Origin of the sequence: Solibacillus sp. FSL H8-0523 (genome assembly GCF_038051985.1) — a bacterium.
GTDB lineage: Bacteria > Bacillota > Bacilli > Bacillales_A > Planococcaceae > Solibacillus.
Map to the genome: position 1 here is coordinate 1,683,698 of NZ_CP150291.1, position 26,535 is coordinate 1,710,232.

Here is a 26,535-nt window from a genome sequence, read left to right on the forward strand (position 1 = left end):
AATGAATGGAGACTGATAGTGAATGACTAGTTTTGATATTTTCAATCCCCAGATTTCAACAGTTGCAAAAGGATTAGAGGGGAAAGTAATTACAATTGTTGGCTCTAACAATTTAGGGAAAACGAAACAAGCTACTCGAATGGAGCGCCCGTATTATATTGGATTTGAAAAAGGTTTACGCGCAATCGCTGGCATTCCTTTTTTACCTGTTAATAAGTGGACGGATTTCAAAAAAATCAATAAGCAGCTAACTGATCCAAAAACGCTATCAAAAGCGAGAGAGCTTTATCAGACTATTATTTTTGATGAAGTATACACAAGTGCGCTTTACTGCCAAGATTATTTGTGTAAAAAATTTGGTGTTGAAACAATTGGTGACGGTAACGAAGGTTACGGACTCTGGAAAGAATATGAAACGGAGTATTGGACGGAAATCGATAAATTACTCAATAGCGGCTACACATTGATTTTTATCAGCCATGAAGAAACGACTAAAGAAGGGAAGAAAATCCCTAAAGGCGATAAACGTTCAATTAAACCAATTATTGATAATTCAGACGTTGTTGTGTATTTACAATCAAATGGTATTGACGAAAACAATAAAGTTATTAAATCATCGGCATGGTTCGCGGAAACGCCAGAATTTTTTGCTCGTTCTCGTTTCGATTATATGACAACATTTATCCCAGAATTTACGGCAGAAAATTTAGAAGCAGCTATTGCAGAAGGCATTCGCTTGCAAGAGGAAGCAGAAGGAATTGTAGCAGTAAGTTACAATGAGCAAAAAGAATCCTATCAATCAGAAGCGTTAGATTTTGACGCAATCTTTTCAGAAATCAATGAAATTGGAAATCGTTTGGCATCATCGGGTTATTTAGATGAGCTGTTGGAAAGTGTTGAAAGACATTTAGGCAAAGGAAAAAAAGTTGGCGATGTTAAGCCATCTCAAGTTGATTTGCTTTCATTATTATTAATTGAAGTTAAGGAATTAGCGGAAGAATTAAACGTTTAACATAAATAAAAATTTAAAATATACAAAAATAATGCGTAGTGTCTATTAGATACTGCGCAATTATTTTAGGGGTGATTATTATTTCTACGCCTACACAATTAAAATGCGCCTGGTGCGTTAAAGCAATTAAAAAAGATACGCTTTATGTAAAGCACAGCTCCAAAAAGTATTTTCACAACATGTGCTATGAAAAATATAAAATCAATGAAGCGGATCGAAAGGAATTGCTTGAATATATCATTGAATTACAGGGACATCGAAAATTAGATCCAAAAATATTTTCTCAAATAAAAGATTGGCAAGATAAATATAATTTTCAATATAAAGCCATTGAATTAACATTACGCTATTTTCACGAAATTAAAGGAAATTCATATGATGAAAAGGGTATTGGTATTGTTCCATATGTCTATGCAGAAGCAGAAAAATTTTTTGGCCGATTATTTGAAATAACTCAACAGATTAAAGAAACTGATTACAATCCTCAACATGAGACAGTCTATATTAATGATCCTCCAAAAAAAGTGAATAAAAAGCTAGTAAACATAGAGGAGATTACAGAATGACTAAACTTCAAGACAAACTAGCGATTACCCAGGTTTTAGCAGGATTAATGAAGCATCCAGAACGCACTTCAAGTAAAGCATATGACTTGTCTACAGATGATTTTGTCGAGAAAATGCATCAGATTATTTTTGGCGCAATTACAAACTTATATACAAATGAAGCTAAGAAAATAACCATACTAGAAATAGATGCATATTTGCAAAACTACACAGAACAATATCGAATTTTTAACGAGAATGATGGAATCGAATATTTAGAAGCAATACAAGAGTTTTCTGTAATAGACAATTTCGACATGCATTATCAGCGAGTAAAGAAGTTTACATTTTTGCGAGAATGTAAAAAAATCGGTATTGATATTTCAGATATTTACAATGAAAAACTGGTCGATTTAGCAGAAGAGGAAGAAAGAAACAAGCGCTTTGATAAAATGACGCTAACGGACATGGTAAAGCATGTAGAATTAAAAATCATTCTTATTAAAGAGCAATTTCTATCGAGTAATACATTTAGCGGTGGACATATATCTGAAAACGTTCAAGAAATTATTGATGCAAAAGAAGCATCACCAAGTTTCGGAGCACCGCAAGCCTCCTTATTTTTAAATACAATCTTTCGTGGCTCACGTAAAAGAAAATTCAACCTCAAACACGGTAACACTGGTGGAGGGAAGTCTCGTTTTGGAATGGCGAATATGGCAGCTAAAACTATTCCCGAAATTTGGGATAATAAAGAAAACAAATGGATCAAAACAGGTGCTAATAAACATGGTCTAATTATTTCAACCGAATTAGATGAAGAAGAAATTAAGCTTCCTTTTGTAGCCTACATTGCGAACGTTGATGAATCACTTATACATGAGAAAAAATTAACACATGAAGAAAAAGTGCGAGTTGAAAAGGCTGTAACTATTTTAGAAAAATCAAGCTTATGGTTTGAGGTGTTAAGTGATTTTGACATAGAGGATATAGAAACGACCATTATTAAACATATAAATTTACATGACGTAGAGTTTATTGAATTTGATTATATCCACACGTCTCTAAAATTACTCTCCGCGTTAGCTCAAAAAGGAGCTAGAAACCTACGTGAAGACCAAATTCTTTTAATTATTGCTATTAGTTTAAAAGACTTATGCAACAAATATGACATTCACATTGAAAGCGCTACTCAGTTAAATGACAACCAAAACAAAGACGACAACATGGATCAAAGCTGGATTCGAGGCTCAAAAGCATTAGCAGATAAAATAGATGGAGGATATATTCTACTGGAAATTCGGCCTAAAGACCAAAAATTAATTGATGCAGTTTATAAGTCGGGTAAGATGGTTAAATTTGCAGTTGAACCGAACATTAGCTTAAACGTATATAAATCAAGGGGCGGTAAATGGAAGCGTATTCGAGTGTTTGGGCATTTTAATACAGGCACTTTGCGATTTCAAGACTTGTTTTGTATAAATTATAACGGTGAATTAATATCAGAGATTGAGCTTAAAACCATTTCATTCAATGAACCGAGCGGAACAGAAATTAGTAAATTGCTATATGATAATGATGAAGACGAGCTGCCAGAATTTGCAGAAGATTAAAATCCAATAGAAAAGAGGTAACACATTGAGCCACGATATTATCGAGCTAAAAGAAAGCCTAACAATTGATGATATTATGCTGTTACTGACTGAATTAGGCGCTGAAAACGTTCACTACAACGAGAGACGAAACGAAATTATTACGAATACGATTTGCCATAATAAAAGCGGTGGCAGCCATAAGCTTTATTACATGCAGCGTACTAACATGTTTCGCTGTTTTACGGAATGTTCATGTAAATTTGACATTTATGATTTGATTATAAAAGTTTACAAAACGCATGATACTGAAGTTAGCTTCAGAGATGCAGTAGAGTACGTTAAATATAAAACTCGCAAAACAGATAGGCTATTTGATAGCAGTTTCTTATTACCCAATGAAGTTAAAAAAAATGAAGAACTCGCTTACTTCAAACGATTTAAGAGAAATAAGAAAGTTGAGTTTTCAGAGCCGCAGACGCATGATGATAAAATTTTAGAAGTTTTTAGTTCACGCCATCATGAAACCTTTTATAATGATGGAATTTCTCATGAAGTGTTAAATGCTTTTGATATTAAATTTTATGATAAAGAGAATGCAGTCATTATTCCTCACCGCTATTATAAAAACGGAAAAATTATTGGTATTAAAATGAGGAACTTAGACGAATGGAAAATTGAAAGTGGCTACAAATATATTCCTGTTCGTGTGCAAGGTACGCTTTATAATCATGCAAGTTATTCAAATTTGTATGGTTTATGGGAAAATAAATTAGCGATCAATCGATTAAAAAAAATTGCTATATTTGAATCAGAAAAATCAGTTATGCAAATGGCTACGATGTTTGGTTTAGAAAATAATTATGCGATAGCATTAAGCGGAAAAAACATTAACCAGTATCAAATTTCAATTTTAATGCAGCTAGATATTGAAGAAGTAATTTTGTGCTTAGACAAAGAATATCGAGATGTAGATGATTTACAGGCATTCATTTTTAAAAAAAAACTAGTAGAACTCGGAAGGCGCTTCAGTAATTTTGTACGTGTTTATACAATATGGGATAAAGATGGATTATTGGACTACAAGGATAGCCCTACTGATAAAGATGCCGTAGTTTTTGAACAATTACTGCAAACGAAAGAACAAATATGGTGTAAATTTTAACAAAAGTAAATTTATAAAATAACTATGAACGATTAAAAGAGGTGATATGTTGTATAGACTAATAGATGAGAATAATGCAAATCTACTAGAGCCAATTAAAACAGTTTTTAAGAATCGGAATATCCATGTGAATGATATAGATTGGTATATTAGACCAGTTTATTTTGAACATTCTCCAAAGCTATTAAATAACATTGAGGAAGGTGCGGATTTACTTCTTTTACACATCGAAAAAGGCAATCATATTCATTTGCAGATTGACAAAGACTTAGACGGGTTTACTTCCGCGGCAGTACTATACAATTATTTGAAAAATACATTTCCTAAAATTAAATTAACTTGGTCTAACCACCTTCCAGAAAAGAAGCACGGCATTGACGTTGATATTGTTCCAGTAACAACTGATTTATTAATCGTTCCCGATGCAGGAACAGCCGAGTATGAGATTCACAAGCAATTAAAGCAAAGAAACGTTGATGTGCTTGTTATAGACCATCACGAGGCTACTAGCTACTCAAAATACGCCACGGTTATAAACAATCAATTAGATGAGTATCCGAATAAATGGTTAAGCGGAGCTGGGGTCGTATATAAATTTATTCAATTGCTTGATGAAAAGCTAAACATAAGCAACTCGCAGCGTTATATTGACTTAGTTGCTTTTGGATTGATTGGTGACGCTATGAACCTCGCTTCTAAGGAAACAAAATGGCTTGTTACTAAAGGTTTAAATAACCTTAAAAATGAATTTTTAAAAGAAATTATTAAGGAAAATGTAGATGAGGGAACAAAGCTTACTCCTACTATTATTAGTTATAAATGTATTCCTAAAATCAATGCTTATTTACGAGTGTGTTCAAAAGAAGAACTGGACGAGTTATTTAAAGCGTTCATTGAGCATCAAGAAATTACGCATAATCCTAGATTAAGAAAAGAAAATAAGTATGAAACCTGGGCGCGTAGGATTACACGCATTTGCAACAACATGTACTCTAAGCAGTCTAAATTGAAAAACAAACTGATGGAGGAGCTAGATAGTAAAATTGTAAGTGAAAAACTAGATAAAAACACATTTATTATCATTGAAATTGAAGGTGACATGATTATGAATATGAGTGGCTATGTAGCTTCATTTGTTGCAAGTAAATATCGAAAGCCAACTTTAATCCTTCGCAAAAATAATCAAGATCAAACTATTTTAAATGGTTCAATGCGTGGGTATGATAAGCAACTGAAAAACACAAAAAGTTTTTTAAACAGTCTGGAATTGTTTGATTTTGTAGAAGGCCACCCAAATGCAGCAGGTGTTCAAATTAACACTGATAATTTTAAGTCATTAAATGCGAGGGTTAATAAGGCATTTCAAAATCTGACTCTTAATGAAGCACATCTAGTGGATTTAGTAATGCCAGCGAAAATACTAACGAAAAAGTTTATAACGGATATGGAAAGATATTCGCATGTTTGGGGAAAAGGAATTGAAGCGCCAATATTAGCCATTGAAAAGGTAGAGGTAAATTTAAGTGAAGCCTCAATTATGGGCAAAAATGCAGATATGCTAAAGTTCGATTCTAATGAAATCTCATTTGTTAAGTTTAATGAAGCAGAAAAGCTAATTGAACTAAAGAATTTGAATAAAGCCGTTGTTTTAAATGTTATTGGGCGCACTGGAATAAATACGTGGAATGGCGTTAATACAGCCCAATTTATTATAGAGGCATTTGAAATAGTTGAAATCAAAGAAGAAAACAAAAAATTCTTATTTTAATTAACATAAATAAATTTTTATTATATAAGGGGGTGTTGATAATAGATTATACACTAGAAAATATAGAAGATGCTCTTAGTGATGTACTATGTGAAAATAATATTGATGTTATCTTGCTAGAAGATGAGCTGGATCATCAAATATGGCTAGATGGTGCTTGTATTCGGATTCCAGAGCTAGAAATCGATATTTACAGTGGCGCTTATTATCATTTTTCTGAGGAGGAACAGGAGTATAACGCTGATTTTACAATCTATGTATTCATGGATTTAGGAACAAGAGATGTTATTTATGACGAAGGCTATACGTCTCTTGGGGCAGCAGTAAATAATTTTTTACGTGGAGAATATAATTCTGAAAAACTGCTTTCGTTAGCGTGTGAAATTATTATTTAAGTTAAAGAAGGTAGGATTTCAGAAATTTGGATAGACAGTAAAGAGGAATAATTTTAAATTATTTGACATAAATAGATTATTATAAAATTGTTTGAGTGTAAAGTGTTTGATACTTACGCTCATTTTTTATATGTGAAATGATAAAACAATATAGAAGGTGAGGTCGCCTAATGTGCAAAAATGATGAAGTTTCAATGATCGAGCTGCATAACCATTTAGACACGTCCAATTTCAGATTGTTAGATTGTACTATATCTGTTGAAGAATTGATTCAAACGGCTGCGGATATGGGGAAAAAAGCTGTGGCCATCACAGATCACGAAACGGTTGCAGCGCACGTAAAAGGGATTCAAACAACCAGGCGCTTAAAAGAAAGCGGTAAAATCCCAGAAGATTTTAAGCTTATTTTAGGTAATGAAATTTATTTAGTAAATTCCTTAGAAGAAGTTCGTGATAACTATCAATCGGGTATCACAAAGTTTCCGCACTTTCTATTATTAGCAAAAAATAAAGAGGGGCATGAAGCTCTAAGAAAACTGTCGAGTATGGCTTGGGAAAATTCTTTTTATACTGGCACAATGGAACGAGTGCCTACTATTAAAAGTAATCTAGTAGATATTATAAAGGAATACCCCAATACATTAATTGGTACAAGCGCTTGTTTAGGTTCGGAGAGTTCAATTCACATTTTAAATGGTGATTATGAGAAAGCAAAAGCGTTTTTGCAATGGTGTTCACAAGTGTTTGGTGAAGGTAATTTTTATTTAGAAATGCAGCCCGCAAAAGATGGGGAGCAGCGTATTGTTAATGAAAAATTAATTGAGTTCTCCAATGAATTGAATTTAGAGCTAATCATTACTTCTGACACGCATTATTTGAGGCCAGAAGATGCAGATATTCATGCTGCTTATTTAAACGCAAAAGACGGGGATCGTGAAACTGCAATGTTCTATTCAAATACGTATCTTCATACAAAAGAGGAGATATATGAAAAATTGAGCTATATAGATGAAGCCATTGTGACTAGGGCACTCTTAAATACACTGGAAATTGGTGATATGATAGAGGATTATACAATTGAAGCTCCAACCATTATCCCTAAAATTGAACTGCCAGCGTTTGAATTAAAGCATTTATTTGAGCCTGGTTATCAGCAATATAGCTACATTAAAAAAATGGCATATAGTGAGGACGAACAGGATAGATATTTAGTTCATTTAATTGAAGAAGGTTTTCTTAGCCTCATTCCATACAAAGTTATTTCAAAAGTAAAGTTTCACAATATAATTGAAAGAATAAATGTGGAACTAGGCGAGCTGTGGGAAATTTCGCTGCAACTGCAACAAGCTATGTCGGCTTACTACGTGACGATTCAAGAAATTGTTAACATCATGTGGGGAGATGATTGCGGTGAAGATAGTCGGACGGAAGGGTCATTAGTAGGTAGTGGGCGAGGTTCAGCAAGCGGTTTCTTAATAAATTATTTGCTTGGTATTACACAAATTAATGCGCTTGAATATGGAATCGAAATGCCTCACTGGAGACACTTACACCGTAGCCGTGGTGATATATCCGCTTTAGATATTGATCTTGATGTTGAGCCAGAAAAGCGTCAAGTTATTATAAAACGGATGCGTGAAAAGTTTGGAGAAAGGCGGGTGTTGGAGGTATGCACATATGGCACAGAGGGGTCAAAATCAGCCATACAAACTGCCTGCCGTGGCTTAGGTATAGATTTGGATATAGGGCAGTATTTAAGCTCTCTAATCCCTTTTGAACGTGGGGAGAACTATTCTATTTCCGATTGCTTATATGGAAACGCGGAAAAGGAACGGAAAGCCAGTAGAGAGTTTATTCGAGAAATTGAAAAGCACCCACGACTCAAGGAAACAGCGTTAAAAATTGAAGGATTAATTAATAAGCGTTCAATTCATGCGGGCGGTGTCATTTTAACAAACGAGGACTACACTAAAACAAATGCAATGATGCGAGCGCCAAACCAACGAAAAATAACGCAATACAATTTAGATGATACACAAGCACTCGGCAGTATTAAATATGATGTGCTAGGCGTATCGAACATGTCAAAACTGCATCAATCGCTAGATATTATGCTAGATAAAAATTTGGTGCAATGGCAAGGCACATTAAGAAAAACATTTAATGAATACTTACGTCCCGAAAAGATGGATTTAAATGACCCGAAGCGATATGAGCTATTAGGACAAGGGAAAATACCCGATCTATTTCAGTTTGATACAAAATTAGCTGCACAGGCTTTAATGGACACAAAGCCTACAAATCTAATTGAAATGGCAGCAGTCAATAGTCTGATGCGTCTAATGGCTAATGATGGAGAGTCACCAGTTTCCACGTTTACGAAGTATAAAAAAGACATTAATTTATGGTATGAAGAAATGAAAAACTACAACCTAAATAATGACGAAATTAAAATTATGGAAAAGCATTTGCTTCCTTTGAATGGGGTTGCGGATACGCAAGAAGTAGTCATGCTATTGGTTATGGATGAAAAGATTGCCGCAATGGATATGACAGCAGCTAATAAATTAAGAAAAGCCATTGCCAAAAAATCTGAAAAGGCGTATGAAGCAGTAAGAAAAGATTTTTATATAGCTGGGGAACAGATTGGGACACGCAAAGAATTCTTAGATTATGTGTGGAATGTGCAGATTGCGAGGCAAAAGGGCTACGGTTTCTCGATTCTTCATACAATTGCATATTCAATTATTGGTCTACAAAACATTGAAATTGTCTATAAATATGGCCCGATCATTTGGTATACAGCTTGTCTTACAATTAACAGTGGCTCAACGGAAGTGGAAGAAGGGGAAAAAGGAAAGTCAACGGACTATGGTAAAGTTGCCGCTGCAATTGGAAATTTAAAATCATATGGCGTAACAATTGAACTGCCTTTTATAAATAGCGCAAGTTTTGGATTCACGCCTGACTTAGAGAATGATAAAATCTATTATTCGTTAAAAGGAATCAATGGAATTGGCGATAACATCGTTCATGAAATTATCAAGAATCGCCCCTATGCATCATTTGAGGATTTTTATGAGCGCATGTATAAGACTAAGTTAATTCAGCGCTCACATTTTTTACAGCTAATCAAAGCAGGTGCATTTAATGAAATGGGCGCGCCGATTGAAATTATGAAACAATTTTTAATCAGCGAAGTAAATGCTAAAGAGACACTAGACGGAAAAAACCTATCAAAAATCATCTCATTGGGACTATTTCATACACCAAAATTAAAGCAATATGAAGAATACTACAACTTCCGCAAATACATCATGAAATCCACTCATAAATCTAAAGACTACTCTGACGAAAAAATTTACCTCTTAGATAATTACTCACAATACTATTTTGAGAACAACTTCACCTTTGATTCAGTTGTTGGGGAATATAAAGGGAATCTATTAATATCAGAAAAAAAATTCAAAAAAGAATATGACCAAAAGATGCTACCAATCAAACCTCTGTATACTGATGCGCACTTTATTCGTAAATTTAATCAAGCACAATTCTTAGAAATTTGGAATGAAACTGCGGCAGGAACAGTATCTAAATGGGAGATGGATTCAGTTTCTTATTATTCAAATGAGCATGAGCTAGGCAACGTTGATTATGAGCGCTATGGATTCAGTAACTTTTTTGCCCTGGATGAAGCTCCAGTTGTCCTAGAGGAGTATGAATGGCGTGGACGAGAAATGAAACGCTATCAATTGTTCACTATTATTGGAACAGTACTAGATAAAAATAAAAATAATCATACGATAACAGTTTTAACGCCAGAAGGTGTTGTCACGGTTAAAACGTATGGCGGCAATTTCAGTTATTACGATAAACGAATATCGAAAAATGAGAGCAGCAAAAAAACAATATTAGAAAATTCTTGGTTTACTAGAGGGAATTTATTGATGCTCACAGGTTATCGCAGAGAAGATCAGTTTGTCTTAAAAGCGCTAAAAGGGGAGCATACAATAAATCTTATAACTAAGATAGGAGAGGACGGGAGTTTGAGTCTACAAGCGGAACGCACAAGGGTTTAACTTGTCTGAGAGTTCCAAATGAGAGTAGGTTAAACGACATTATGATAAAAAAACGTGTTGCAGAGATTGTTAGAGTGTTAGCATTACTTAGTATTTTTCTCATTGTGTTTATTGAGATTACTACAAGTAAATCAAAAATTGAAATTGAAAAAGAAAATACCGAATGCTATAATAATTGTAATTTAAATTACAAAAATTTAATCAATATTACATTAAATAACATAAACATATACGAACAAAAAAATTTCGAAAAATTCTTAGTGGGAGCTAAAGAAGCGAAACTTAAAAAAGAGCTTGAAGCACAAGAGAAAATTGAAATAGAAACGAAGAAGGTAGCAGTCGAAGAGACAGTTGAAGAGACAATTGAAGACTCTATAGAAAAGACTGAATCATCTATTTATGAAGCGACTTTTTATACTGCTAAATGTAATGGTTGCACGGGTGTAACGTCCAGTGGTTATAATGTGACAAAAACCATTTTTTACAAAGGGCTTAGAGTAGTCGCTGCACCATCTCATATTAATTTATATACAAAGTTAAAAATTACTTTAAATGATGGAACAGTTATAGATGCAATCGTACTAGATCGAGGTGGTAACATAAAAAAGAATCGTCTTGATATTTTAGTAGGTAGTAAAAAGGAAGCTTACAATCTTGGTAGGCAGAAAGTAAAGGTAGAAGTGATTAAGTAATGAATAGTGGTAGACGCTTATGTGAGTGCAAATATAGTGTCTACCACATACATAGGAGGAAATTAAGATGAAAGCATGTAGTATTGACGGGTGCGTTAAAAAGCATGAGGCTAAAGGCTACTGTAAAGTTCATTACCGCAGCTTTACTAAATACGGTGATCCATTATATGTAGAACAAAAGAGGGCACAGCAAGAGCAAAACAGAATAGAGAAAGAAAAGTATAAAGCAATAACTCGACAATTAATGTCAACAGAAGGCGTATGCAAAGTAAGCGACTGTGATAGCTCTATATATGCAAAAAGATTATGCATAAAGCACTATGGAAGACATTTGCGCAAAGGGGATTTAAGCATTGAAAAAAAACGTAATGAAATTGACGTAGAAGAGTGTTTAGCAATAGGTTGTACCAATCCGCACGTTCGTCATGGGTTTTGTTCTACACATTTGATCTACATAAGAGAAAACGAAACGCCATATAAACCAAAAATTATAAAGTTGTGTGGCGTTAAAGGTTGTGAAGGAGAGCATATGGGTATTGGATTATGTAATCATCACTACTATCAGTGGAAAGCAATAAAAAGAGATTATAAATTACATGAATACAATAAATTAAAATGAGAAGGGGATTTTATAAATGGTACAAAACAAAGAGCTATTGAAAATCCTAGTACAAAAAAATCTTACTCTAACAAATTTATCAGAAAGAACAAACATTCCTATTACTAAAATTCAAGCAATAGTAGAACATGATTTTAAAAACGCATCAATAGGAAATGCGATCAAAATAGCTCAAGCTTTGGACGTTGAATTACATGAAATAATACCAGAAATTAAACCTAGTCAAACCAATAATCAACTAGAAAGAGAAATCAGAAAGTTGAAAAAAGATTACGTGGTAGTTAGTAATCAATATGATAATTTAGTAAAAGAAGTTACAACTATGCTTTGGAAGCACTTATAAAAGTTTTATACACCTACTATAAAAATTGAGTTATGTAAGGTTTTTCTGTTCAATGAATCGCTTGATAATTTCAAATTCAGAACGTGAAAAAGGAATGCTTCTTTCTTTTATGAATGATGCGGTCAATTCAGTGTCGGAATATGTTTCAAATAACTTAGTACCATTATCAATGGCAGCGTTCATTATTTCATGATATTGAATACGATTTTTACTATAAGACTCTGGACGATATGCATAAACGGCTTCATAATTGCCCGTCTTAATTTTATTGATTAAATCAGCATAAGTATAAACAGCTTCCGTATTTTGGGATGGCTCAAAAGTATTCGATGGACAATAAACTACTAATTTCATAAACAAGCCCCTTTACTTATACAATAGGTATATTTTACAATGGCTTGGAAGTTATTTCAATATGAATCGATTTTTATTGAACATAAAGAAGGAGAAAAATATGAGAATAGAGAAAAATAAAGCAGCTTACATTGAGGCTTATAAGGATAAAGTTCCATCATTTTCTTCAAATGTTTTAAGTATAACAGATGAGTTTTATGTTAGAGAGGAACTTGTTAAAAAAGGCATGTTCGCTTTGATTACAACTGATTTTGCAGACAATTTAGCAAACTACTTAAAAGGAAAAAGAGTATTAGAAGTCATGGCGGGTGCAGGATATTTAGCTTATGAGCTTCAAAATAGAGGTGTCGATATAGTGGCAACCGACAATTATTCGTGGGGAATACACGCTCATAATGATTTTCCAATTGAAAATTTATCTGTTTATGACGCAATAAGAAAATATTCTGACGTTGATTATATTTTAGTAAGCTGGATTCCAATGAATGACGCTGCAACAGATCTAATCCGTGCAGTTAAAAAATACTGTCCCGACAAATTGATTCTACATATTGGTGAAGGTCAAAGTGGATGTACGGGAAACGATTATTTCTTTAATAGTGTAAAAGAAGTGTTTGACAATGATCTATTACAAGCGCAGAACAGCTTTGAACATTTTTATGGAATACACGATGAGCTAAGTTTGTTAAAGCTAAAGCATGGAGGAAAAAAAGAATGTTAAATATTAATGATCTGAAATTTATTAAAAGTGCAAATATTGATTACTTAAACGAACTGTTCTTAGATGAAGATGGGCTTCTAAAAATTTATTCATATGAGGATTTAAAAGATATACAGCACGACCATATCCGCCTATTTTGCTTACAAAATGGGATTTATTCATTGCCAACAACTGAATTAATCGACTTCCTAAGAGAAGAAATTGGTGAGGAAAATCTAAGTCAAGCAATCGAAATTGGTTCGGGCAATGGAGCTTATAGCAGAGCGCTCGGCATACGAGGTACAGACAGCTATATGCAAGATGAATCGAATATTAAAGCCTACTACGAGCTTTATGAGCAGACACCTGTGAAATACGGAGACAATGTAGAAAAGATTGATGCGTTAAGCGCAGTTAAAAAATACAAGCCAAAAATTGTATTAGGCGCTTGGTGTACTCATAAATACAATCCTAATGAACATTGGCGTGGAGGTAATATGCTGGGGATAAGTGAAAGAAATATTCTTTCAAGAGTTGAGAAATATATACACATAGGGAATGAAACGATTCACGATAAAAAACCACTCCTGAGAACGCCACACAGAAAAATTAAGGAGAAATGGATTTTATCAAGGGCCGAAAGTAAGGATAGAAACATTATTTATATTTGGGAAAAATAAAAACATAGGTTGAAAGGGGAAAGGGATTTCTTGACAATTCATTCAGATTCAAATAGTGAACAAATTGCAATTCAGTTTACGCTAAAAGTAACAGATTTAGAGATCAATAAACATATGAAACTCGTGGAAGCGTTAAAGAAAAGCAGGAGAATTCAGTTGCCCACCTTTTTTCTTTCACTTTTGTTTGTTTTGTTTGTTTGGGCGCTCTTAAATACGGGGCGCACATGGGCAGACAATTTCGTTGTAAAAGAGATTGTTGTCAATTTTGGTTTTAATCTAGTTTTCACTTTTGGCTTTTCATATGCTTTATTATACTTGTTAAATTTTAAGAACTTAGCAAATTTATTTGTTAACGGTACTAGAACGAGTGATGTAGAAGATAAAAAAGGAAATCGACTGTTTGTTTTAAATATGATAATTGGTTTTGTACTTACAATGTTATTTACTATGACTCTTTACCAATTATGGATAAAAGGAGACGCTATTTCACCCCTTATAGACTTTGCTATTTTGTGTGCTATTTTTATTCATATGTTGTTAGGCTTAAATTGCTACTTCACTATTCGCAAAGTCAAAAAAATATCTAGGGAATATCATAGAAAAATAATTCTATTAATTAATGAATATGAGTTATTGAAGGATGTTACAAGCGATAAAGTTGAAGAAACCAATGAGACTATGGTTAATTAAAAAAACTCCCATTGATTATTCAACAGGAGTTGGGTCTGGTTTTGGGCGGCCTCGAACTGGCGTATAATTATCATACTGCTCTTTATATTCGGTAGCTTGCTCAAAAGTCCAGATAGAAGTTGCAGATAAAATTTGAATTGGCTTTGGAATGGGGGGGTTAACAATTTCCCCTTTACGCTGCCTTGAATACATATTACTAAATTTTGATGGTGCGATTTCTAAAAATGCGGCAAATTCAGCTACGCCCAAAAGCGGCAAGACAAAAACCATATCTGTTACAAGACCACGTTCAAAAAGAACTTTATAAGCTTCCTCCGCAGAGGTAAACTTTTTCCCATACTTTCTTTCCCCATCTTCCTCTATTTTTCCATATTCAATTTTAATAAACCTATCATTAAAAAAAACATCTACTAAATCATCTTTTAATCGCTTATGATTTTCGTCTAAGTATTGAGTGAATTTAGCTTGCATATATTTCCTCTCCTTCAATATTAATAATTTACTAATATGAATTATACAATATTTTGACTATATGGAAAATATATTTATACAATATAATTTGAATAATAGTCGAAAACTTCCACTCTATATAAATATTTTGAATAATAAGTCAAATTAATTGACATGAATAAATTATTATAATACTATTAAGTTATTAAAATATAAGTAAAAATATGAGATAAAAGCGATTTATTGCTGACTTGAAAGCAGTCTGTAACTTCTATGACTACGAATCAAACTTTAGAAAGAAGGAAAGCGATGAAAAAAAAAGTTAACTTTCAAATGCTTAATCTAAGTAGCAACATAAAGCATCTACTATATGTTTTGCAATTAGAGCAAGACTACGAATTATTGACGCTTTCAGTTGCAATAAAAGAGAATGATATTAGGCAGAAAATAAGAAGCATAAGTAGATTAAAAAAAATTCATAAAGAAATTGAAGCGCTACAGGATACACTTAAAAATAAATTAATCAATCCTTAATAAAATCATTATGAAAGGTGGGATTATTATTTTATCTTCTCATAAAATAAAAAAAATTTTAGAAGCACCTAAAAAAATGGAAATAGGACTAGGCGATATTAAAGTAGAATATTGGAGTGTTTTATGTGAAATGGAAAATTCAATAGGCGTAACATATGAATCCAGTGTTACATTTGATAATCTAGCAGATGCACTCGAAATTAAAATTGGCGATACATTCTTTAGATAAAATTTATTTGAAGAGGGTATAGAGAAAATGTAACATAAGTAAATTTTTAAAATGATTAAGGAGTGTTTTTATGGACGATCTTGTAAAAATCTATCAAGAAGCAACAGCACGATTACAAAATGCAGTTATCGAAACTCCTGCACGAATAAAACTGTTAAACGAAACAATCAGTAATGCTGACTTGGAAATTCAAGATTTGTTGCACTTAGTAGAGCTGGGGAGATTTAATGCAGCAGAAGGCTATTCAATAGCGAATCAAATTAAAGAGGCACGTATAAAGCGAAGAAATGCAAAGGATGAAATGGAGACGCTATTTAATATTAAATCCGTTATCAATCAACAATCAAAGCTAGAGCCGCATGTACTAGGTATCAACAAGACTATCGAGCGAACTATTAAACAAAAGTCAGAAAGAAAATACACAGCCAGAGTACGCACAGATCTAACGGCTCGTATTAATCAGTTACAGCAAAATAAAAGAGGTGAGTAAATGAAAATTGCATTAGTAGCGGAAGCTGGTGGTGGAAAAGATTTTTTAGCAGAACACCTAATAAGCGCTTATGGTTTTACTCGCTATGCGTTCGCAGATGAAGTTCGGAAAGTTGCTGCTCTCTATTTTCCGCAACAGTTTGGTGGCAATCAGAGTAAAAATCGATCTTTACTGCAATCCATTGGTACTAAGTTTCGTGAAATTGATGAAGACGTTTGGATTAATATTTTAATGCTAAAAATCCAACGGGAAATAGAATTGAGACGTAGAAGCAATTATTCAATGGGACTGTTTGTGGTTACTGATTGTCGAATGACTAATGAATATCAAGCACTAATAGATGATGGATTCATTTTTATACGAATTCACACAAATAAAGAAGTTCGACTCAAGCGTTTAATTGAGCGTGGTGATAAGTTCACAGAAAATGATTTAAATCATTACACGGAAAGCTTTATTAGTCAATTTCAATGTCAGTATGAAATGCAAAATGATAACTCAAAAGAAGCTGCTATAGCAGCCTTAGATACAATTATGGCTGATATTAGAGGCAAAATTTAAATAGACAACATGAGAGGCAGAGGAAGAAAAAACATGACAGTAGTTACTAAGAATAAAGGAAAGCGCAAACTTAATTTTGATGAAGGCCGTTTATTGAGTTTTGTGGATAATATTTTAAAGGATTTTTCAAATCTAAAGCAAAAGGAAATTGCACATTACAAAAGTAAATTTTTAAAAAGTATTTTGAGCTTAAAAGAAATACGTGCAGCCGAAATTACTAATAAACTGATTCTGGAAGCATTAAACAATGTATCACGAGAACAACCAGATTGGACTTATGTTGCTTCAAGAATTTATTTAGCAAAGTTATATAAAGAAGCTGCTTACAATCGTTCTTATGATTCATCTGAAAAATATGGTAGTCTCATTGGACTTTTAAAAACATTAGGTGAAAAGGGAATCTATTCGGAAACGATTCTAAGAGAATACACGAAAGAGGAAATTAAATTAGCGGAAAGTTTTATTGATCCCACTAAAGATTACCTCTACACGTATGCAGGGTTGAAAACACTATCAGACAGATATTTAGCCAAAGACCATAATAAACGAACGTTTGAATTGCCTCAAGAGCGTAAAATTATTATGGCCTTAGTGTTAAATTCGAAAGAACAAAAATCAAAACGTATGGATTATGTAAAAGAAGCGTATTGGGCATTGTCAAATCAATATATGACTGCCGCAACGCCTACATGGTCAAATGCTGGCAAATCGTATGGTCAATTATCAAGCTGCTTTATTGATACGGTGGATGACAGCCTACAAAGCATTTATGACAGTAATACGGATATTGCCAACCTATCGAAAAATGGCGGTGGTATTGGCGTATACATGGGCAAGGTGCGTAGTCGAGGTTCGGATATTCGTGGATTTAAAGGTATTTCTTCAGGCGTTATTAACTGGATGAAACAATTAAATAATACTGCCGTTGCGGTTGACCAACTAGGCACTCGACAAGGCTCAATAGCGGTTTATTTGGATGTGTGGCATAAAGACATTAACATCTTCTTAGAAGCCAAATTGAACAATGGTGATGAGCGCTTACGTACACATGATTTATTCCTGGGGGCTTGTGTACCAGACTTATTCATGGAGCAAGTTGAAAAACGTGGAGATTGGTACTTGTTTGATCCGCATGAGGTGAAAAAAGTAATGGGCTATTCACTTGAAGATTGCTATGACGAAAAACGAGGCGATGGCACATTCCGCGAACGCTATGAAGAATGCATTCAAAACAACGATTTAACTAAAACTAAAGTTGCTGCTATTGACATCATGAAATCCATTATGAAAGCACAACTTGAAACGGGCACTCTTTTTATGTTTTATCGTGATGAGGTCAATCGTAAAAATCCAAATAAACATGCTGGAATGATTTACTCAACTAATCTATGCGTGGAAATCACACAGAACATGTCTGCAACGATTCTAACAGAACAAAAATTACTAGATGATGGGACTATTATTTCATACAAAAAAGCGGGAGATTTTGTAACTTGTAATCTATCATCTATTCACTTAGGTAACGCTTATAAGGATGATGTGTTTGAGCGTCTAATTCCTATTCAAATGCGTTTACTCGACAACGTAATTGATAATAATAGTATTCCAGTATTACAAGCACAAAAAACAAATGAGCGCTATCGTAGCGTTGGATTAGGCACGTTCTCTTATCATCATTTACTTGCGCTGAAAGGGTTCTTCTGGGGTTCTGATGAGGCAATTAAATATACTGACCATTTATATGAAAAAATTAATTATCTAGCAATCAAAGCGTCAATGGAACTGGCGAAAGAAAAAGGTGCTTATCCATTGTTTAAAGGCTCTGATTGGGACAACGGTGATTACTTTAAACTACGAGAGTATGGTACAGGCGCTTATGACGATACAGATCGTTTCATTAAAAATGAGCAATGGACTGCCCTAGCCGAAGAGGTACATGACTATGGTATGCGTAACGCTAATATTATGGCCGTAGCACCAAATGGAACAACTAGCACACTAGCAAATGGAACAGCATCTATTGACCCCGTATTTAATCAAATGTATTTCGAAGAAAAGAAGGATTCAAAAATCCCCGTAACTGTACCAGACTTATCCCCAAAAACGATGATTTACTACGAAAATGCTTATACAGTAAGTCAACTTGCTTCAGTGAAACAAAACGCTGCTCGACAACGACACATTGACCAGTCTCAATCATTTAATATCTATGTAATGAATGACATTAAAGCAAAAGATTTATTGGAAATTCAAATGACCGCTTGGGATTTAGGCGTGAAAACAACATATTACATTCGCTCAACGTCCATTGATATTTTAGACTGTGAAGTTTGTCAGTAATGCAAATTTTAATCGTTTGTGACAGCATGACAGGCAATACGCAAATGGTTGCTGAATTCATTCAAAAGACATTATGGGAGCAGCATGAATATCATGCGCAAATCGCTTCACCAAAAGAAAATGTAAGTATTGAAGGCTATGATTTAGTTTTTCTCGGTGCTTATACGTGGGGTGAGGGGAAGCTACCAAAGAAAATGAGAGACTATTTAGCAAATATCCTAGTAGAAAATGAGCTACCTATATTTCCTCAATTTTCGGTGTTTGGTACAGGTGATACGCAATGGGGTGGAGAAAATCTAGTGAACTATTGTAGAGCAGTAGATGCCATGTATTACTATTGTAGTAAGTATGCAAACGAACCAATCGCAAAATTAAAAATCGAGCAAAGCCCCGTCTCCAAATTCCAACAAAACGAAATTTTTAAATTTATAAATGAAACATTGAGAGGAATGATTGTGTGTTAGTTAACAAACCAAAATTATTTGAACCAGCAAATCCCAATAAATCGACATCGATAATTAATGGCTTATCCAGTGGCATCTTAAATTGGGATGACATCAAGTATAAACAAATCTATGAAATTTATAAGAAGCTACTAGGGAAGTTCTGGACACCGTTTGAAATCAACATGGCAAAAGATGCGAAAGACTACAAACTACTCACTGAGAACGAACGTGAAGCGTTTCGAAATATCATTGGACTACTATCTATACTTGATTCAGTGCAGCCAAAGTTTTTAGCATTAGTAACAGATTTTTTATCAGATGATTCAATTACGGCCTGCTTCATTATTTCAGCGCAGCAGGAGGTAGTTCATAATCATTCGTACTCTTATGTACTATCATCTGTTGAGCAAAAGAACATGCAAGACATCGCGTTTCAAGCGGCACGAACGAATCCACTTGTATATGAACGCAACAAAATTATTACAGATTTATATGAAGAGGCGTTCGCAACACGAACATTTGAAAGCTTATTGAAGGCATTGACTGCATCAATTATTTTAGAGGGAATTAATTTTTATTCTGGTTTTGCATTCTTCTACAACTTGGCGCGAAATCAAAAGATGATGGCTACGGCAACAATGATTCAATATATCAATGGAGATGAATTGTCGCATACGCATTTAATGAGTCAAGTCATTAAGCTATTAATCTTAGAAAATCCTGAGCCAATGAAAGATTTTGATTATGAAGGTTTTACGAAAAATTTATTTAAAGAAGCCGTAGAGCATGAAATCATCTGGTCTAAGTATGCATTACGTAATATCGAAGACATCACTTTAGACGAAATGACGGATTACATTAAGTATCGTGCAAATAAATGTCTGTCTATGATTAACATTGAACCAATTTATGAGGGGCTTGAAAAGAATCCGATGACGTGGATCAATGCTTATTTAAATGAAGGGGAGACAAAAGGATTGACTAAGACTGACTTTTTCGAACAGAAGTCGAGAGAGTACGCAAAAATTTCAGAGGACAACGGTTTCGATGATTTATAAAAGGGAGCTAAAATATGCTTGAGGTTATTGAATTCATATTTGAAAATATTTGGCATTTCTTAGGAACTGTAATAATTTTAGAAACTATTTTCGGTGGGATTAGAGGAGACATTGCTAGTAAGTAAATGGGGGAATTGAAATGGATCGACTATTTGTAATAACAAAGCCGAATTGTGGTGGATGTTCGTTAGTAAAAAACTATTTAGATGATAAAGAAATTGAATATGAAACAATCGATGGGTTTGAGAATCCAGAAATCCTTGTTGAATTTGGGATTATGTCATTTCCAGTGGCGATTTTGGTTGATGAGAATGAGCATGAAATTGATCGCGTGAATGGCTTTAATCCAGAGGCTTTAAGTTTATTAGTTGAAGACTTGTAATTTTGACATTAATAAATTTTTATAATATAACAGGGGGTAAAAAGTGAATGGCATTTATTAAAGTTACAACTAGCGATATTGTATATGATCGTGAACAAGAGCTACACGGGAAAGTCATTTTTATTAATCGTCAGAATCATTCTGCAAAAGTTGAGGTTATTACGAATAAAAATCTTGAGACAGGTGAGCGCACAACAAAGTTAGTGGAATGTAACCTTAGCAATCTAATTTTAATGGAACGTAAACCGCCTAAACAAACAACTGATTTAAATATGTGGTGGCAGTGGGTGCGTAAATTCCACTTAGCTTTTAATCATCCTGCTCCCGATGTGCCAACAATGTTAACAGAAGAACGCATTATGAAGCGGAATAGTTGGATGCAAGAAGAATGTAAGGAAATGTTAGAAGCAAAAACGTTAGAAGATCAAGTTGATGCAGCTATCGATAAATTATATTTTGCTTTAGGTGATTTAGTCGAGCTGGGTGTAAAACCAAATAACCTTCTACGTATCGTACAGAAGGCGAACATGGGAAAACTTCATAATGTTGATGGCAAAATGATTCCTGTATATAAGGAAGATGGCAAAATTAAAAAACCTGTTGATTGGGAAGTTAAGTTTGCGCCAGAAGAAAAGTTGAAGGATGAAATTGCTCGTCAAACTAAGAAAAAATAGCTTACCATATGGGGGAAAATCAAATTTTTCTCCCTTTTCTATTTTTATTAATAAAGCCGAAATACAGCAGGAGGTTTTTATGAGCAGCGATGAACATGTTGAGGCATTGTATTATGAATACGAAAAGTATATTTTACCTACAATCTATAGAAAATTTCCGAATTACAAAACGTTTTCGAATACACATGGCTTGGATTTGGATGATTTAATTCAATATGGGCGATTAGGCTTATATAAAGCATGTAAAACCTTTGACGGTAAAAAAGGTTTAAATATAAGGTCTTATGTAATACAGATGATTGCTTGGACTATAATGACTGAAATAAAGAAAAACAGTTTAAATAATGTTTCAAATAAAAGCTTAAATCTCTTAGAAAAAATAAGCTTAGAGCAAGAGTTTGCTTTTGATGGTGAGTCGGTAGCCCTTCATGAAGCGATTGGATCAATTGATGAAGGTTATGAGGAAATAGAATACTTAAATATAGTGGAACTATTAAAAGGTAGAGTTCCCGATAATTTTTTTATTGTACTGGAAATGCGTAAGAACGGCTACACATACAATGAAATAGGAAAAAAAATAGGTGTTACGCCTCAACGTTGTAATAAATTACTGAGAACCTATCATAAACTATTAAGAGAAGTAATGTTTGAATAAAGTATATAAATCAAGTATTATAATAAAACACTAACATATAAAGGAAGGTTAGGAAAATATGAGTAAAGCTGACGTAACCTATATAGAACTAATTAACGAAGTTCTCACGTATGGCGTATGGGACGAACCGCTAAATGTGCGTACAATTTATTCAGATGGCACTCCAGCTACAACAAAAGCAATTATTAATAAACAGCTCAAGTTTGATAATAGTGAGTTGCCAATATTAACACAGAAAAGAGTACCATTAAAAGACCCAATAAAAGAAATGTTTTGGATTTGGCAGCGAATGTCAAACAGCGTTCAAGATTTAAGAGATGTAGGCTGTGGTGTATGGGATGAATGGGAATTGCAAGACGGAACAATCGGTCGTGCGTATGGATGGCAATTAAGGAATAAAAAACGAAAAGTTAGAATAGATGAAACATTAGTATCAATGGTAGAAAACGGGCAATTATCAATTTCCAAAAAAATGATGGAGAAATATTCATCAAAAAAAATAGCAAAAATGTTAGGCAAAAAAATTCGTTTAAATCAAGTGGATTACTTGTTATATCAATTGATGAAAAATCCGTATTCACGTAGGATTAAAACCACGCTTTACTGTATTGAAGATTTAGATGACATGGCGCTTGAGCCTTGTGTGTACGAAACGCATTGGCAACTATGGAACGGTACGCTCAATCTTACAGTAAATATTCGCAGCAACGATCTATGTCTCGGAAATCCATACAATATTTACCAATATGCTATTTTACATCGACTTATTGCACAAGTGACGGGACATAGTGTAGGGGAAATTTGCTTTAACATTGATAATGCCCATATTTATAGCCGCCATATTGAAAAAGTAAAAGAACAAATTAAACGACCAATGTACGCAGCTCCAGCGGTTAAAATCAATCCGCTTGTAACAAGTTTCTTTGATTTTACTATGAAGGATATTGAGATTATTAACTATCAACATGGTGAATCTATTAGTTATGAGGTGGCGTTATAATGAAAGTTTCGTATGTCAGTGATTTACATTTAGATTTTTGGGTGCGTTTTGATTCAAACATTCTAAAATGGGAAAAACGAACGTGTGAATTTATTACGCAATTAGTTAATACGGACATAGGCAAGAGAGAGGTATTGTGTATCGCGGGTGACTTATCACATTATAATCAACAATCATTATGGGCATTAGAAGTTTTTGCAACCAATTATGAACATGTGTTTGTGCAAGTAGGCAATCATGATTATTATTTAATTAGTGGTAGCCAGGAGCGCAAATATAGCAATAACTCACTGAATCGAGTAAAAGAATTACATGAGGAAATTATTAAAATAAAGAATGTATCCTCATTATTTGAGGGGGAATTAGTGGTGTACAAAGGTTTTAAATTTGGGGGTACGCCACTTTGGTATCCACTTGAAACATTTGAACAAAAAGTATTTTTTAATAGTAGTTCAAATGATTCTGTTTACATTAAAGGTGTAAATATTCAAACGGAACATAATACTAATCAACTACAATATAAGACGTTATTACAACAGAATTTAGATGTTATGATTTCTCATTTTCCAGTGATAAATGTAGGTTCACATTTTAACTATAACTCAACCGTTTGTTATCTTACGCCAGTAGAAGAAATCAATACAAAGGCGTGGATTTTTGGCCATTCTCATGAGCAAAAAGTTTACGAAAAGCCATACTGTAATTTTTATATGAACGCAATTGGTTATCCGCATGAAGGAATGCAGCTAAAGATAGAGTCTTTCGAAATTTGAGAATGGAAATGTGGGAGGAGAAACGAATGAGTAAACCATTGAATTTTATGGGCATAGGGTTTTATGAGCTAATTGATTTTTTTGATCTACAACAAAAGAAAGTTCCTGTTATAGTTGAAGCTAGGAATGAAGACGGAACAACGAGCAAAAAAGAAATTTATAAAAAAAAGGAAGTTGAAACGCTACCAGTTATTATTAATGGTAGTAAGGTGATCTTTGAAATTAATGAGAAATCAGAAGTTGAATTAATTAAGCTCAAAAAATTCCTTCGTAAAAATGAAACAAATCAAGAAGTTGTAGGCGCTGTTAAATCCTTTATGAAAGCTTTGATAAAGAAATCAGAAACGCTTGATTACAATGCCCCTGGGTTTAAAGGGGTCTTGGAAATTGAAGATGACTCCACTTTTATGTATTGGGTTGTCGAAAACGTTGAAAACATGTGGATATAGAGGGGGAGCATTAATTAGAGTATATGCATTGCGCAATAGCAATAACGAATATATTTCGAATAATGTAGGCGAGGTAACGAAAGATTTACTTAAAGCGCATCTATTTCATAGCGAGGAGATTATGCTGCACATGCGTTATGTAATCTCTGATTATAAATTGGTTAGCTTTAGGATAACTGAAATTTATACAGATGAGGACTTTATATAAGTAAATTATTACAATAAGGAAGGGTGACTCAGTGGAAGAAGTACAATACTGGTTTGTACATGATAAAGGATTAGAAATTACAGACCGCATGTTAATCCCAGCTACTCTAAATACACTCTCACAATCCAATGTAAATAATGTATTTGATAATGAAGCAGACGCAATTATTCGCCAGACTTATTTAAAAAACTTATACAATTCCTTCAAACGAACTCCATACGTGGCCTCATATATAATAGAAAAAAACCTGAAGAAATTTCTCGAAATTGAATCTGAAATTACGAAGCAACTAAATGATTACCCCTACTTTGACGGGATTGATTTTTGTGATGTCCGTGCTGGAGGTATACAGATTCGCGGTTTTCATAAGGCGATTACGGGATATACGTATGGCAGCCAAATTACAATCAAGTATGATTTTAGCAATTGGAAAGAATGCATTGAGCAATTTGTTGGTGAGTGGAAAAGAAGCGATACAAAAGAGAATATTAACTCATATCAGAGTTTCCTAGATGCGGGAGATCGCTGGGGGTGGGACTGAAAGGAAGAGGTATGAATGAAAAGATGCTCAGTCAATATTAACGGGTGCGATGACAGCACTCGATTTAATATGGAGGTAACAAATGAAGAATATGATTTTTTATTAAAATTAGCTAGGTTGTCAAGATATACTTCCACTTATGGTTGTGAACCTACAATTGAAATCGGTGAAGAAATAAATTTTAAATTAGACGAATGAGAGGTTGATTAGAATGATTGAAAATTACCACTTTACAGGTGACTCGTTTCATGAGCTAGTAGAATGTTTTGGTTTAGAACAGAAGCATCTTATTTATGGAGAACGTTACGGTTCGGGTATTGATGACAGTTATGATTTAAATTTTAGACCATTGATTACTGAAGAAGTAGAAAAAGTCATCAAGATAAATGGCAACAAAATTACTTTCATTTTAACAGATCGAGAAGAAATTGAGCTAGAAAAACTACGTCAATTCTTAGGGCAAAATTGTGAAAATCCTAGCGTAATAGAAAAAGTAAGACTTTTCCTTGAAGCTTTAGCAGAAAAATCAGAGAAAACAGACTTTAATTACCCTGTATTTAATGGTATTTTAGAAATAGAAAATGATGAAGAATTTATTTATTGGGTTATCCGTAATCTCAGTTGTATGTGGACGTAATTCAGTTTATTGAACGGGGGAGAATTACTTTGGAATATAAAGAAATTGTTGCGGATTTATTTAGTCTACCAAAACATTATGCTTTAGCACATTGTATTGCAGCAGATGCGATTATGGGTGCTGGAATTGCAGTTGAATTTACTAAAAGATACAAGGGATTACGTCCTAAATTACAATCGCAGCCTACTAATGTGGGTGAAGTTGTTTTATATCAAGAGAACAATAACAAAAATAAAGTTTTCAATCTAATTACAAAATACAGTTCCTACAATAAACCAACGAGAAAAGCATTTAATCAAACCATTCTACAATTAAAACAGATCGTAATAGATGAGAATATCACGCATATTGGAATGCCGTTGATTGGTAGTGGGTTGGATAGGCTTGACTGGAATGACAGTCGAAAGTGGATTCAAGAAGTCTTTCAAGATACTGATGTGAAAATTGTAGTATGCAGATGGCCTTAGATTAAGG

The 26,535-nt window shown here is 33.7% G+C and carries 31 protein-coding genes; 29 read left to right on the plus strand and 2 right to left on the minus strand.

Going from position 1 to position 26,535, the window contains the following annotated elements; translation table 11 throughout:
- Window positions 1-22 precede the first annotated feature (22 nt).
- The 10 genes from NSQ62_RS08295 (at window position 23) to NSQ62_RS08340 (ending at window position 12,210) form a co-directional block, all read left to right on the plus strand.
- On the plus strand, window positions 23-1,012 hold the full coding sequence (locus NSQ62_RS08295) for an ATP-binding protein (protein ID WP_341323464.1): 990 nt from the start codon (window positions 23-25) through the stop codon (window positions 1,010-1,012).
- A 179-nt stretch (window positions 1,013-1,191) separates the two neighbouring features.
- A complete protein-coding gene (locus NSQ62_RS08300) occupies window positions 1,192-1,578 on the plus strand; it encodes a hypothetical protein (RefSeq protein ID WP_341323465.1) in 387 nt (128 codons plus the stop codon).
- Entirely contained in the window at window positions 1,575-3,170 is a 1,596-nt protein-coding gene (locus NSQ62_RS08305; RefSeq protein ID WP_341323466.1) for a DnaB-like helicase C-terminal domain-containing protein, read from the plus strand. The genes NSQ62_RS08300 and NSQ62_RS08305 overlap by 4 nt, the downstream gene beginning before the upstream one ends.
- Window positions 3,171-3,195: 25 nt before the next feature.
- Window positions 3,196-4,314, plus strand: a complete 1,119-nt coding sequence (locus NSQ62_RS08310) for a hypothetical protein (protein WP_341323467.1) — start codon at window positions 3,196-3,198, stop codon at window positions 4,312-4,314.
- Between the two features lie 46 nt (window positions 4,315-4,360).
- Window positions 4,361-6,082, plus strand: a complete 1,722-nt coding sequence (locus NSQ62_RS08315; protein ID WP_341323468.1) for a DHH family phosphoesterase — start codon at window positions 4,361-4,363, stop codon at window positions 6,080-6,082.
- A gap of 35 nt (window positions 6,083-6,117) precedes the next feature.
- Window positions 6,118-6,477: a hypothetical protein gene (locus NSQ62_RS08320; protein WP_341323469.1), complete on the plus strand. Its 360-nt coding sequence runs from the start codon at window positions 6,118-6,120 to the stop codon at window positions 6,475-6,477.
- Between the two features lie 170 nt (window positions 6,478-6,647).
- Window positions 6,648-10,556: a PHP domain-containing protein gene (locus tag NSQ62_RS08325; RefSeq protein ID WP_341323470.1), complete on the plus strand. Its 3,909-nt coding sequence runs from the start codon at window positions 6,648-6,650 to the stop codon at window positions 10,554-10,556.
- A 41-nt stretch (window positions 10,557-10,597) separates the two neighbouring features.
- Window positions 10,598-11,248: a 3D domain-containing protein gene (locus tag NSQ62_RS08330; RefSeq protein WP_341323471.1), complete on the plus strand. Its 651-nt coding sequence runs from the start codon at window positions 10,598-10,600 to the stop codon at window positions 11,246-11,248.
- A 67-nt stretch (window positions 11,249-11,315) separates the two neighbouring features.
- Window positions 11,316-11,867 (plus strand): hypothetical protein, encoded by a 552-nt coding sequence (locus NSQ62_RS08335; RefSeq protein ID WP_341323472.1) that lies wholly within the window; start codon window positions 11,316-11,318, stop codon window positions 11,865-11,867.
- A 16-nt stretch (window positions 11,868-11,883) separates the two neighbouring features.
- Window positions 11,884-12,210 carry a helix-turn-helix transcriptional regulator gene (locus NSQ62_RS08340; protein ID WP_341323473.1) on the plus strand — a complete coding sequence of 109 codons (327 nt, stop codon included), beginning with the start codon at window positions 11,884-11,886 and terminating at the stop codon, window positions 12,208-12,210.
- Between the two features lie 30 nt (window positions 12,211-12,240).
- Here the strand turns inward: NSQ62_RS08340 and NSQ62_RS08345 are convergent, their stop codons facing one another.
- Entirely contained in the window at window positions 12,241-12,564 is a 324-nt protein-coding gene (locus tag NSQ62_RS08345; protein ID WP_341323474.1) for a hypothetical protein, read from the minus strand.
- Between the two features lie 61 nt (window positions 12,565-12,625).
- Between NSQ62_RS08345 and NSQ62_RS08350 the strand changes: the two genes are divergently transcribed.
- From NSQ62_RS08350 to NSQ62_RS08360, 3 genes are read left to right on the plus strand one after another with little or no spacing between them, the layout of a single operon-like run.
- Window positions 12,626-13,285 (plus strand): hypothetical protein, encoded by a 660-nt coding sequence (locus NSQ62_RS08350; RefSeq protein ID WP_341323475.1) that lies wholly within the window; start codon window positions 12,626-12,628, stop codon window positions 13,283-13,285.
- Window positions 13,279-13,944, plus strand: coding sequence for a hypothetical protein (locus NSQ62_RS08355; protein ID WP_341323476.1), 666 nt, complete (start codon window positions 13,279-13,281; stop codon window positions 13,942-13,944). Before NSQ62_RS08350 ends, NSQ62_RS08355 begins: the two co-directional genes overlap by 7 nt.
- Before the next feature lie 30 nt (window positions 13,945-13,974).
- The gene (locus NSQ62_RS08360) at window positions 13,975-14,634 is read left to right on the plus strand and encodes a hypothetical protein (RefSeq protein ID WP_341323477.1); all 660 of its coding nucleotides are present in this window, start codon (window positions 13,975-13,977) and stop codon (window positions 14,632-14,634) included.
- 15 nt (window positions 14,635-14,649) lie between these two features.
- Here the strand turns inward: NSQ62_RS08360 and NSQ62_RS08365 are convergent, their stop codons facing one another.
- Complete coding sequence (locus NSQ62_RS08365) at window positions 14,650-15,105, minus strand: hypothetical protein (RefSeq protein ID WP_341323478.1); 456 nt, start codon at window positions 15,103-15,105, stop codon at window positions 14,650-14,652.
- A 288-nt stretch (window positions 15,106-15,393) separates the two neighbouring features.
- On the opposite strand from NSQ62_RS08365, the gene NSQ62_RS08370 reads away from it, so the two are divergent.
- From NSQ62_RS08370 to NSQ62_RS08445, 16 genes are all read left to right on the plus strand, one after another.
- A complete protein-coding gene (locus tag NSQ62_RS08370) occupies window positions 15,394-15,618 on the plus strand; it encodes a hypothetical protein (protein WP_341323479.1) in 225 nt (74 codons plus the stop codon).
- A gap of 10 nt (window positions 15,619-15,628) precedes the next feature.
- Window positions 15,629-15,847, plus strand: coding sequence for a hypothetical protein (locus tag NSQ62_RS08375; RefSeq protein ID WP_341323480.1), 219 nt, complete (start codon window positions 15,629-15,631; stop codon window positions 15,845-15,847).
- A 70-nt stretch (window positions 15,848-15,917) separates the two neighbouring features.
- A complete protein-coding gene (locus NSQ62_RS08380; protein WP_341323481.1) occupies window positions 15,918-16,337 on the plus strand; it encodes a hypothetical protein in 420 nt (139 codons plus the stop codon).
- A complete protein-coding gene (locus NSQ62_RS08385; RefSeq protein ID WP_341323482.1) occupies window positions 16,338-16,898 on the plus strand; it encodes a hypothetical protein in 561 nt (186 codons plus the stop codon).
- Window positions 16,899-16,931: 33 nt separating this feature from the next.
- A complete protein-coding gene (locus NSQ62_RS08390; RefSeq protein WP_341323483.1) occupies window positions 16,932-19,238 on the plus strand; it encodes a ribonucleoside-diphosphate reductase subunit alpha in 2,307 nt (768 codons plus the stop codon).
- Window positions 19,238-19,702 (plus strand): flavodoxin domain-containing protein, encoded by a 465-nt coding sequence (locus NSQ62_RS08395; protein WP_341323484.1) that lies wholly within the window; start codon window positions 19,238-19,240, stop codon window positions 19,700-19,702. Before NSQ62_RS08390 ends, NSQ62_RS08395 begins: the two co-directional genes overlap by 1 nt.
- Window positions 19,696-20,742: a ribonucleotide-diphosphate reductase subunit beta gene (locus NSQ62_RS08400; RefSeq protein ID WP_341323485.1), complete on the plus strand. Its 1,047-nt coding sequence runs from the start codon at window positions 19,696-19,698 to the stop codon at window positions 20,740-20,742. The genes NSQ62_RS08395 and NSQ62_RS08400 overlap by 7 nt, the downstream gene beginning before the upstream one ends.
- A 139-nt stretch (window positions 20,743-20,881) precedes the next feature.
- Complete coding sequence (locus NSQ62_RS08405; RefSeq protein WP_341323486.1) at window positions 20,882-21,124, plus strand: glutaredoxin family protein; 243 nt, start codon at window positions 20,882-20,884, stop codon at window positions 21,122-21,124.
- Window positions 21,125-21,357: 233 nt separating this feature from the next.
- The gene (locus tag NSQ62_RS08410) at window positions 21,358-21,798 is read left to right on the plus strand and encodes an HAD family hydrolase (protein ID WP_341323906.1); all 441 of its coding nucleotides are present in this window, start codon (window positions 21,358-21,360) and stop codon (window positions 21,796-21,798) included.
- Between the two features lie 79 nt (window positions 21,799-21,877).
- Window positions 21,878-22,453 carry a sigma-70 family RNA polymerase sigma factor gene (locus NSQ62_RS08415; RefSeq protein ID WP_341323487.1) on the plus strand — a complete coding sequence of 192 codons (576 nt, stop codon included), beginning with the start codon at window positions 21,878-21,880 and terminating at the stop codon, window positions 22,451-22,453.
- A gap of 58 nt (window positions 22,454-22,511) precedes the next feature.
- On the plus strand, window positions 22,512-23,453 hold the full coding sequence (gene thyA, locus NSQ62_RS08420; protein ID WP_341323488.1) for a thymidylate synthase: 942 nt from the start codon (window positions 22,512-22,514) through the stop codon (window positions 23,451-23,453).
- Window positions 23,453-24,226 carry a metallophosphoesterase gene (locus tag NSQ62_RS08425; RefSeq protein ID WP_341323489.1) on the plus strand — a complete coding sequence of 258 codons (774 nt, stop codon included), beginning with the start codon at window positions 23,453-23,455 and terminating at the stop codon, window positions 24,224-24,226. Before thyA ends, NSQ62_RS08425 begins: the two co-directional genes overlap by 1 nt.
- Window positions 24,227-24,252: 26 nt before the next feature.
- Entirely contained in the window at window positions 24,253-24,675 is a 423-nt protein-coding gene (locus NSQ62_RS08430) for a hypothetical protein (RefSeq protein ID WP_341323490.1), read from the plus strand.
- Between the two features lie 239 nt (window positions 24,676-24,914).
- Window positions 24,915-25,424: a hypothetical protein gene (locus NSQ62_RS08435; protein ID WP_341323491.1), complete on the plus strand. Its 510-nt coding sequence runs from the start codon at window positions 24,915-24,917 to the stop codon at window positions 25,422-25,424.
- Window positions 25,425-25,635: 211 nt separating this feature from the next.
- The gene (locus NSQ62_RS08440) at window positions 25,636-26,061 is read left to right on the plus strand and encodes a hypothetical protein (protein WP_341323492.1); all 426 of its coding nucleotides are present in this window, start codon (window positions 25,636-25,638) and stop codon (window positions 26,059-26,061) included.
- Between the two features lie 29 nt (window positions 26,062-26,090).
- Window positions 26,091-26,528, plus strand: coding sequence for a macro domain-containing protein (locus NSQ62_RS08445; protein ID WP_341323493.1), 438 nt, complete (start codon window positions 26,091-26,093; stop codon window positions 26,526-26,528).
- Window positions 26,529-26,535 lie beyond the last annotated feature (7 nt).

Excerpts from the sequence above, each read along its gene's own strand:
- NSQ62_RS08295 (WP_341323464.1), top strand. The coding sequence starts at position 23 with ATGACTAGTTTTGATATTTTCAATCCCCAGATTTCAACAGTTGCAAAA.
- NSQ62_RS08300 (WP_341323465.1), top strand. The coding sequence starts at position 1,192 with ATGTGCTATGAAAAATATAAAATCAATGAAGCGGATCGAAAGGAATTG.
- NSQ62_RS08305 (WP_341323466.1), top strand. The coding sequence starts at position 1,575 with ATGACTAAACTTCAAGACAAACTAGCGATTACCCAGGTTTTAGCAGGA.
- NSQ62_RS08315 (WP_341323468.1), top strand. The coding sequence starts at position 4,361 with ATGTTGTATAGACTAATAGATGAGAATAATGCAAATCTACTAGAGCCA.
- NSQ62_RS08325 (WP_341323470.1), top strand. The coding sequence starts at position 6,648 with ATGTGCAAAAATGATGAAGTTTCAATGATCGAGCTGCATAACCATTTA.
- NSQ62_RS08330 (WP_341323471.1), top strand. The coding sequence starts at position 10,598 with ATGATAAAAAAACGTGTTGCAGAGATTGTTAGAGTGTTAGCATTACTT.
- NSQ62_RS08335 (WP_341323472.1), top strand. The coding sequence starts at position 11,316 with ATGAAAGCATGTAGTATTGACGGGTGCGTTAAAAAGCATGAGGCTAAA.
- NSQ62_RS08340 (WP_341323473.1), top strand. The coding sequence starts at position 11,884 with ATGGTACAAAACAAAGAGCTATTGAAAATCCTAGTACAAAAAAATCTT.
- NSQ62_RS08345 (WP_341323474.1), bottom strand. The coding sequence starts at position 12,564 with ATGAAATTAGTAGTTTATTGTCCATCGAATACTTTTGAGCCATCCCAA.
- NSQ62_RS08350 (WP_341323475.1), top strand. The coding sequence starts at position 12,626 with ATGAATCGATTTTTATTGAACATAAAGAAGGAGAAAAATATGAGAATA.
- NSQ62_RS08355 (WP_341323476.1), top strand. The coding sequence starts at position 13,279 with ATGTTAAATATTAATGATCTGAAATTTATTAAAAGTGCAAATATTGAT.
- NSQ62_RS08365 (WP_341323478.1), bottom strand. The coding sequence starts at position 15,105 with ATGCAAGCTAAATTCACTCAATACTTAGACGAAAATCATAAGCGATTA.
- NSQ62_RS08370 (WP_341323479.1), top strand. The coding sequence starts at position 15,394 with ATGAAAAAAAAAGTTAACTTTCAAATGCTTAATCTAAGTAGCAACATA.
- NSQ62_RS08375 (WP_341323480.1), top strand. The coding sequence starts at position 15,629 with ATGAAAGGTGGGATTATTATTTTATCTTCTCATAAAATAAAAAAAATT.
- NSQ62_RS08380 (WP_341323481.1), top strand. The coding sequence starts at position 15,918 with ATGGACGATCTTGTAAAAATCTATCAAGAAGCAACAGCACGATTACAA.
- NSQ62_RS08385 (WP_341323482.1), top strand. The coding sequence starts at position 16,338 with ATGAAAATTGCATTAGTAGCGGAAGCTGGTGGTGGAAAAGATTTTTTA.
- NSQ62_RS08390 (WP_341323483.1), top strand. The coding sequence starts at position 16,932 with ATGACAGTAGTTACTAAGAATAAAGGAAAGCGCAAACTTAATTTTGAT.
- NSQ62_RS08395 (WP_341323484.1), top strand. The coding sequence starts at position 19,238 with ATGCAAATTTTAATCGTTTGTGACAGCATGACAGGCAATACGCAAATG.
- NSQ62_RS08405 (WP_341323486.1), top strand. The coding sequence starts at position 20,882 with ATGGATCGACTATTTGTAATAACAAAGCCGAATTGTGGTGGATGTTCG.
- NSQ62_RS08410 (WP_341323906.1), top strand. The coding sequence starts at position 21,358 with ATGGAACGTAAACCGCCTAAACAAACAACTGATTTAAATATGTGGTGG.
- NSQ62_RS08415 (WP_341323487.1), top strand. The coding sequence starts at position 21,878 with ATGAGCAGCGATGAACATGTTGAGGCATTGTATTATGAATACGAAAAG.
- thyA (WP_341323488.1), top strand. The coding sequence starts at position 22,512 with ATGAGTAAAGCTGACGTAACCTATATAGAACTAATTAACGAAGTTCTC.
- NSQ62_RS08425 (WP_341323489.1), top strand. The coding sequence starts at position 23,453 with ATGAAAGTTTCGTATGTCAGTGATTTACATTTAGATTTTTGGGTGCGT.
- NSQ62_RS08430 (WP_341323490.1), top strand. The coding sequence starts at position 24,253 with ATGAGTAAACCATTGAATTTTATGGGCATAGGGTTTTATGAGCTAATT.
- NSQ62_RS08440 (WP_341323492.1), top strand. The coding sequence starts at position 25,636 with ATGATTGAAAATTACCACTTTACAGGTGACTCGTTTCATGAGCTAGTA.